The sequence below is a fragment of the Roseovarius sp. MBR-79 genome, assembly GCF_053628555.1.
The window spans coordinates 139319-146754 of sequence record NZ_JBRJGP010000011.1 but is presented as its reverse complement, the minus strand read 5'-3'; the positions used below and the strand labels follow the sequence as shown (position 1 = coordinate 146754).

At 65.3% G+C, this 7436-nt stretch carries 8 protein-coding genes; 1 reads left to right on the top strand and 7 read right to left on the bottom strand.

Annotated elements, in window-relative coordinates:
- From ACSSV8_RS13090 to rpsL, 4 genes are all read right to left on the bottom strand, one after another.
- Window positions 1-95: GTP-binding protein (locus ACSSV8_RS13090; RefSeq protein ID WP_139229758.1), on the bottom strand; the 95-nt coding region annotated here is incomplete at its 3' end.
- An 83-nt stretch (window positions 96-178) separates the two neighbouring features.
- The gene (fusA, locus tag ACSSV8_RS13085) at window positions 179-2302 is read right to left on the bottom strand and encodes an elongation factor G (RefSeq protein ID WP_354537564.1); all 2124 of its coding nucleotides are present in this window, start codon (window positions 2300-2302) and stop codon (window positions 179-181) included.
- A gap of 21 nt (window positions 2303-2323) precedes the next feature.
- Window positions 2324-2794, bottom strand: a complete 471-nt coding sequence (rpsG, locus tag ACSSV8_RS13080) for a 30S ribosomal protein S7 (protein WP_354537565.1) — start codon at window positions 2792-2794, stop codon at window positions 2324-2326.
- A 92-nt stretch (window positions 2795-2886) separates the two neighbouring features.
- Window positions 2887-3258, bottom strand: a complete 372-nt coding sequence (gene rpsL, locus ACSSV8_RS13075; protein ID WP_210879839.1) for a 30S ribosomal protein S12 — start codon at window positions 3256-3258, stop codon at window positions 2887-2889.
- Window positions 3259-3555: 297 nt separating this feature from the next.
- Here rpsL and ACSSV8_RS13070 point away from each other — a divergent pair, with 297 nt between their 5' ends.
- Window positions 3556-4374: a glycosyltransferase gene (locus ACSSV8_RS13070; RefSeq protein WP_454282727.1), complete on the top strand. Its 819-nt coding sequence runs from the start codon at window positions 3556-3558 to the stop codon at window positions 4372-4374.
- Here the strand turns inward: ACSSV8_RS13070 and ACSSV8_RS13065 are convergent.
- The 3 genes from ACSSV8_RS13065 to ACSSV8_RS13055 form a co-directional block, all read right to left on the bottom strand.
- Window positions 4313-5233: a DMT family transporter gene (locus tag ACSSV8_RS13065; protein WP_354537567.1), complete on the bottom strand. Its 921-nt coding sequence runs from the start codon at window positions 5231-5233 to the stop codon at window positions 4313-4315. The two genes, ACSSV8_RS13070 and ACSSV8_RS13065, sit on opposite strands and share 62 nt — an antisense overlap.
- 66 nt (window positions 5234-5299) lie before the next feature.
- Complete coding sequence (locus tag ACSSV8_RS13060; RefSeq protein WP_454282726.1) at window positions 5300-6079, bottom strand: 3'(2'),5'-bisphosphate nucleotidase CysQ; 780 nt, start codon at window positions 6077-6079, stop codon at window positions 5300-5302.
- A complete protein-coding gene (locus ACSSV8_RS13055) occupies window positions 6066-7412 on the bottom strand; it encodes a TldD/PmbA family protein (protein ID WP_454282725.1) in 1347 nt (448 codons plus the stop codon). The genes ACSSV8_RS13060 and ACSSV8_RS13055 overlap by 14 nt, the downstream gene beginning before the upstream one ends.
- Between the last annotated feature and the right edge of the window lie 24 nt (window positions 7413-7436).

Sequence of the window (7436 nt, the reverse complement as noted above, 5' to 3'; positions counted from 1 at the left end):
ATCGCCGCCGTCAGCGTCGTCTTGCCGTGGTCAACGTGGCCGATCGTGCCGATGTTCACATGCGGCTTGTTACGTGCAAACTTTTCCTTTGCCATGGTCTTGGCTCCTTTTTCTTTGCGGATGGTGGGCCGTGGCCCACCCTACGGTTTGGGTAGGGCGGGGTTGCCCCGCCATCCCGTTATGCGAATTTCTTCTGGATCTCGTCCGAGATGTTCTGCGGCACCGGCTCGTAATGCGAGAACTGCATCGTGAACTGGGCGCGTCCCGAGGACATCGAGCGCAGCGTGTTGATATAGCCGAACATGTTGGCGAGCGGCACGTTGGCATTGATCGCGATGGCATTGCCGCGCGTATCCTGCCCCGAAACCTGCCCGCGCCGCGAGGTGAGATCGCCGATGATGCCGCCGGTATATTCCTCGGGCGTCACCACCTCCACCTTCATGATCGGCTCCAGGAGCTTGGCTCCGGCCTTGCGAAGGCCCTCGCGCATCCCCATCCGGCCGGCGATCTCGAACGCCATGACCGAAGAGTCAACGTCGTGGAACTTGCCGTCGATCAGTGCCACCTTGAAGTCGATCACCGGGAAGCCCGCGAGCGGGCCGCTGTCCATGACCGAGCGGATGCCCTTCTCGACGCCGGGAATGTATTCCTTGGGCACGGACCCGCCGACGATCCGGCTCTCGAAGGAGAACCCTTCGCCCGGCTCTGTCGGCGTGATGACAAGCTTGACCTCGGCGAACTGACCCGACCCGCCCGACTGTTTCTTGTGGGTGTAGGTATGCTCGACCTCGTGGCTGATGGTCTCGCGGTAAGCCACCTGCGGCGCACCGATATTGGCCTCCACCTTGAATTCGCGCTTCATGCGGTCGACGAGAATGTCGAGGTGCAATTCGCCCATGCCCTTCATGATCGTCTGGCCCGATTCGATATCGGTCTCGACACGGAAGGACGGGTCCTCGGCGGCCAGGCGCGCAAGGGCTGCGGACATCTTTTCCTGATCGTTCTTGGTCTTGGGTTCGACCGCGATCTCGATCACCGGCTCGGGGAAGGTCATGGTTTCGAGCACGACCGGCTTGGCCGTGTCGCACAGCGTGTCACCGGTCGTCGTCTCCTTGAGACCGGCAAGCGCGATGATGTCGCCGGCGAAGGCCTCGTCGATCTCTTCGCGGTTGATCGCGTGCATCATCATCATCCGGCCGACACGCTCTTTCTTGCCCTTGGTGGCATTGAGCATGGCGTCGCCCTTCTTCATCACGCCCGAATAGATGCGCGTGAAGGTGAGCGAGCCCACGAACGGGTCGTTCATGATCTTGAAGGCCAGAGCAGAGAACGGCTCGGAATCGTCCGCATGGCGGGCGATGTTGCGGGTCTCGGTCTCGTCATCGGGGGCAAAGCCCATATAGGGCGGCACGTCGAGCGGCGAGGGCAGAAAGTCGATCACCGCGTTGAGCAGCGGCTGAACGCCCTTGTTCTTGAACGCGGACCCGGCCAGCACCGGCACGAAGCTGAGCGACAGCGTGCCCTTGCGGATCAGCGACCGCAGCGTCGCCTCGTCGGGCTCCTCGCCTTCGAGATAGGCTTCCATCGCGGCGTCATCCATCTCGACGGCAACCTCAATGAGGTTGGCGCGCCACTCGTCGGCCAGATCCTTGAGATCGTCACGGATCGGTTGACGCACCCAGGACGCGCCCAGATCCTCGCCGATCCAGACCCATTCTTCCATCTTGATCAGGTCGATGATGCCCTCAAGCTTGTCCTCGGCCCCGATAGGCAGGGCGACGGGCGCGGGAATGGCCCCGGTGCGGTCCTTGATCATCTTGACGCAGTTGAAGAAATCCGCGCCGATCTTGTCCATCTTGTTGACGAACACCAGACGAGGCACCTTGTAGCGGTCGGCCTGACGCCACACCGTTTCGGTTTGCGGCTCGACACCGGCATTGCCGTCCAGCAGACAGATCGCGCCGTCGAGAACGGCAAGCGACCGCTCCACCTCGATGGTGAAATCGACGTGGCCGGGGGTGTCGATGATATTGAAGCGGAACTTGGTGTCCGAAATCCCATCGACGCTGGGGTCTTCCTGACGCTGCCAGAAGGTCGTGGTCGCGGCCGAGGTGATGGTGATGCCGCGCTCCTGCTCCTGCTCCATCCAGTCCATCGTGGCGGCGCCGTCATGGACTTCGCCGATCTTGTGGGACTTGCCGGTGTAGAACAGGATGCGCTCGGTCGTCGTGGTCTTGCCCGCGTCGATGTGGGCCATGATCCCGAAGTTGCGGTAGCGCTCAAGCGGATAATCGCGTGCCATGATGAAAGTGCCTCTCTCGGGTTACCAGCGGTAGTGGCTGAACGCTTTGTTGGCGTCGGCCATCTTGTGGGTGTCTTCGCGTTTCTTCACGGCCGATCCACGGCTCTGAACAGCATCGAGCAACTCGCCTGCGAGACGCTCTTCCATGGTCTTCTCATTACGGGCGCGGCTGGCGTTGATCAGCCAGCGGATCGCCAGCGCTTCGCGGCGTTCGACACGGACCTCGACGGGCACCTGATAGGTGGCCCCGCCGACACGGCGCGAGCGGACCTCGACCGAGGGCTTGATGTTGTCGAGCGCCTCATGGAACACCTCGACGGGCGCGCGCTTGATCTTGCTCTCCACGCGCTCGAGCGCGTTGTAGACGATGGTCTCGGCGACGGATTTCTTGCCGTCGACCATCAGGTTGTTCATGAATTTCGTCAGAACCCGGTCGCCATACTTGGCGTCGGGGAGAACTTCGCGTTTTTCTGCGGCGTGACGACGGGACATCTGTTTCTCTTTCCTCTTGTCATCCTCGGGCCATGCCCTCGGACCTCAAACCAATGCGTCCCCCGCCCATGCGGGGATGACGCCAGACGGCATCACTTGGGACGCTTGGCACCATATTTGGAGCGGCGCTGCTTGCGGTTCTTGACGCCCTGCGTATCGAGCACACCGCGCAGGATGTGATAACGCACGCCGGGAAGGTCTTTCACACGGCCGCCACGGATCAGGACCACCGAGTGTTCCTGAAGGTTGTGGCTCTCGCCGGGGATATAGCTGATGACCTCGAAGCCATTGGTCAGGCGCACCTTGGCAACCTTGCGCATGGCCGAGTTCGGCTTTTTCGGCGTCGTGGTATAGACGCGCGTGCAAACGCCACGCTTCTGCGGACAGCCCTGAAGGTGCTGCGACTTCGTGGTGCGGACTTTCGGCTGCCGCGGCTTGCGGATCAGCTGTTGGATCGTTGGCATTCCGGTTCTTTCCCCGTCTCTCAACACATGTGTCAGCAGGACCAGCCCTGCGGTTCATCAATCGCGAATCGCGCGTCCGCAATACGCAAATGCCGCACCCGCACCCCTGATTTCAGGTGCGACGCGGCGGGTTTCCAGAGGATCGGGGCAGATTGCCCGGATCTTGACCACTCAAGTTCTGGATCAGGCGCGAGGCGGACCCCGGCCATGGATGGGGCGCGTATAGGCAGAGTCGCGCGCCTTGTCAACAGCCGCTGCCGGTGCGAAGGTCGGCCCGCACAGCCCGAGGCCCGAGCCATGCGCGTGATCGGAATCTGCCGCTTTTCCTACCCCGCCCTCGGCGGATTCAAACGTATGCACGAGTCCGTTGAAGAGCGCGAGACCTATCTCTACGATCCCGCGCGGATGGCGCTGCGCTTTCGCCATTTCGAGGCGCTGACCCTGCCCTCCATCGCCGCGCAGAGCGATGGCGATTTCACATTCCTGATCGTTACCGGCGAGACCATGCCGCCGCAATGGCGCGACCGTTTGCTCGACATCACCGCCACCGTTCCGCAGGTGAGGATCCTGCCCTGCCCGCCGATGCGGCACCGCGTGGCCATGCAGGCCGCAATCAAGGAGGAACTGGGCGAGGACACGGTCGAGTCGCTGCAATTCCGGCTTGATGATGATGATGCGGTCGGGCTTGGCTTTGTGCAGGGGCTACGCTGGTTCGGTCGCGCCACGGCGAAGATGCGGCGCAAGTGGCGGTATGTGGCCTTTGACTACAATCGCGGCTATTCGGTGCGCCTCTCGGCACAGGGGATCGAGGCCGAAGAGGTGATCAGCCATTTCTGGGCCTGCGGGCTTGCGATGCTGTTTCGTCCCGGCGATCCGCGCACGGTGATGAATTTCGGCCATCACAAGCTGCATCACGAGATGCCCACGCTCATCAACCCCGCCCCGCCGATGTATCTGCGCGCCCATCACGGTGACAACGACACCGGCGAGGCGCAGACGCCCAAGGGCCTGAGGCCGCTCGACGACGCGCTGCGCGAGCGCTTCTTGCGCGACTTCAACGTGGACGAGGACCGAGTGAAAGCTCTCTTTGCCGCGCCATCCGTGCGCGCCGGTTGACCTGCGCCTCGCGGTAGAGGGTGAAAAGGCCCGACGCCACGACAATCGCCGCGCCCACGAGCGTGATGGTCTGCGGCCAGTCGCCGAACACCACCCAGCCGAGGATCAGCGCCCAGATCAGGCTGGTGTAGCGGAACGGCGCGACAAAGCTGATCTCGCCCACCCGCATCACCATGATTGAACAGAGATAACCGCCGATGATCATGACCGAGGCACCGAGGATCAGAAGCGCAGAGCGCCCGTCCACCGGCACCCATGGCTCGGTCAGGCTCGCCACGCCGAAGGCCGTCATGATCGAGGCCGAGGTGATCAGCGTGACCAGCATCGACGGCACGTCGCGCGACAGCCGCCGCGTCGCCAGATCGCGCAGCGTGACGAAGGCCACCGCCGCCAGACCGTAGACCGAGTAGATGGTAAACCCCTCGGTGCCCGGCCGCACGATCAGCATGACGCCGACAAAGCCGACGAGGATTGCCGCCATCCGCCGCCATCCCACCGGTTCGCGGAAGAAGAGCGCGGCAGCGAGCGTGATCGTCAGGGGCAGCGCCTGCATGATCGCGCTGATATTGGCGATCGGCATGTGAAAGAGTGCTGTGACAAAGAAATAGGCCGAACCGATCTCGCCCACCATGCGCCAGAAGACCGGCCCCCAATCCGCGCGCGGCAGGCGGCGCGAGAGCGCGCCCATCCACCACGCCACCGCCCCCACCATCAGCGTGGTCAGGATGCCGCGCAGGAACATCACCTGAAACACCGGCAGGCTGCCCGCCAGCCCCTTGATCATCGCATCGTTGAAGGTGAAGGCCGCCATCGACCCCATCATCAGGAGCGCGCCGGTCAGATTGTCGGAACGGGCCATGATCCGCCTTTTGATCAGATTGCGCCCTGACTTAGACGCGGATCACGCGCCGCCGCAAGGCGGATTTCAGTCGGCAAGTGCCGCGCGCATCGCGCCATGCAGCACCGGGTTGGCGGCGATCACGCCCGCCACCTGCGGATGCGGGTTGTTGAAACGCAAGAGACCGCCGCGCCGGTCCGAGGTCAGGGCACCCGCCTCGCGCAGGATCAGATCGCCCGCCGCCACGTCCCATTCCCATGTCGGGCGCAGCGTCAGCATCGCGTCATAGCGTCCTTCGGCCACGAGGCTGAGACGATAGGCCAGCGAGGGGCGAAAGCCGCGCCGCATCAGCGGCACGCGGCCATCGCGCCAGTGTTCGGGGTCAAGCGCCGGGCTTGCCGCGAGCAGCGTTGCGCCCACCAGCGCGCCGCGCGTGCCCGCCCGGATCGGCATCCCGTTGAGCGTGGCCCCCTGCCCCCTTGCTGCCGCATAAAGCTTGTCGCGCATGGGCAGGTAGACCACCGCCGCCGTCACCACACCACGCTCGGCCACGGCAAGCGCATGTGCCCAGAGGTCGGTCCCCTCGATCAGGCTGCGCGTGCCGTCGATGGGATCGACGATGAACACCCGCTCGGCCCCCAGCCGCGCGGCATCGTCCTCGGTCTCTTCCGAGAGCCAGCCATAACCGGTCCGCGCGCCGCGCAACCGCGCGGACAGATGGTCATTCACCGCCAGATCGACCGCCGTCACCGGCCCCGCACCGCCCGGCTTGTCCAGAATGTCGAGCGGGCGCGCGAGGGCGGCGCGCGCCACCTCTCCCGCCTCGCGCGCCGCTGCGATCAGAAGGGCAAGGTCACTCCCCGGCAAGCATCAGCCCCTCGACCAGCAGCGACGGCACCACCCGGCTCAGATGCGGGCGCGCGTCATTGGCCGGGATGATCCGGCGCAGCATGTCGGGCAGGCTGCCCGCAATGGTGCATTCATTGACGGGCCAGGCAATCTCGCCGCCCTCGATCCAGAACCCCGCCGCCCCGCGTGAATAATCGCCGGTGTTGGGGTTGATCGTGGACCCGATGAGCGACGTGACCAAAAGGCCCGTGCCCATCTCACGGACAAGATCGGCGCGGCTCTTGTCGCCTTGCGTCAGCGCCACATTCCAGACCGAAGGAGAGGGCGTGCCCCCGACCGACCGGGCGGCATTTGCCGTGGGGGTCATCCCCAGCTTGCGCGCATTCGCCAGATCGAGCGTATAGCTGCGCAGAACGCCGCGCTCCACGATGAGGCGCTTTGCTGTCGGCAGCCCCTCGGCGTCGAAGGGGCGCGATCCGGTGGCGCGCGGACGGTGCGGATCCTCATGCAGGTCGAGCGTTTCGGGAAGCACCGCCTTGCCCAGACTGTCGCGCAGCCACGAGGCACCGCGGGCCACGGCGCTGCCCGACGCCGCTGCCAGAAGGTGCCCGATCAGCGACGCGGCCACCCGCTCGTCGTAGAGCACCGGATATGTCCCCGTTGGCGGCTTGCGTGCGCCAAGGCGTTCCACGGCCCGCGCGCCCGCGCGCTGCCCGATCTCCCCGGGCGCGCGCAGATCGGCGGCATAGACGCGGGAATCGCCGTCGTAATCGCGTTCCATCCCCGTCCCGGTCCCGGCGATCGCCACGCAGGACATCCCCGTGTCAGAGCGCGCATAGCCCCCCGAAAACCCGTTCGTCGCCGCCAGATGCACCTCCCGCAGCGAATAGGAGGCCGAGGCCGATTGCACCTGTTGCACTCCCGCGACCGAGAGCGCCGCCGCCTCCGCCGTTTCGGCCATGGCCATCAGGGTCTCGGGGGCAGGCTCGGGCGCGGGGTCACAGAGTTCCAGCGCCGCCATATCCCAACCCCGCGCCAATTGCGACGGATCGGCCAGACCGGCATAGGGGTCCCCGGGGGCCTCGCGCGCCATGGCGACGGCCCTTTCGGCAAGGGTGGCGATGGTGTCGGGCGCGGTGTCTGAAGCCGAGACACTGGCCTGACGCCCGCCGATCAGCACGCGCAGCCCGATATCCACTCCCTCGGCGCGCTCGGCCTGCTCCAGCGTGCCGCCGCGCATGTCCACCATCACCGACCGGCCCCGCACGGCCATGGCATCGGCGTCCTCTGCCCCGGCGCGGCGCGCGGCGGCGATCAAGGCGGCGGTCAGGTCTTCAAGCGGTTGCGGCATCGGCCCCTCCTGCATACCGCAGTG

Bases quoted from the DNA above. Each gene is read 5' to 3' on its own strand.
- fusA (WP_354537564.1), bottom strand. From the start codon at position 2,302: ATGGCACGCGATTATCCGCTTGAGCGCTACCGCAACTTCGGGATCATG.
- rpsG (WP_354537565.1), bottom strand. From the start codon at position 2,794: ATGTCCCGTCGTCACGCCGCAGAAAAACGCGAAGTTCTCCCCGACGCC.
- rpsL (WP_210879839.1), bottom strand. From the start codon at position 3,258: ATGCCAACGATCCAACAGCTGATCCGCAAGCCGCGGCAGCCGAAAGTC.
- ACSSV8_RS13070 (WP_454282727.1), top strand. From the start codon at position 3,556: ATGCGCGTGATCGGAATCTGCCGCTTTTCCTACCCCGCCCTCGGCGGA.
- ACSSV8_RS13065 (WP_354537567.1), bottom strand. From the start codon at position 5,233: ATGGCCCGTTCCGACAATCTGACCGGCGCGCTCCTGATGATGGGGTCG.
- ACSSV8_RS13055 (WP_454282725.1), bottom strand. From the start codon at position 7,412: ATGCCGCAACCGCTTGAAGACCTGACCGCCGCCTTGATCGCCGCCGCG.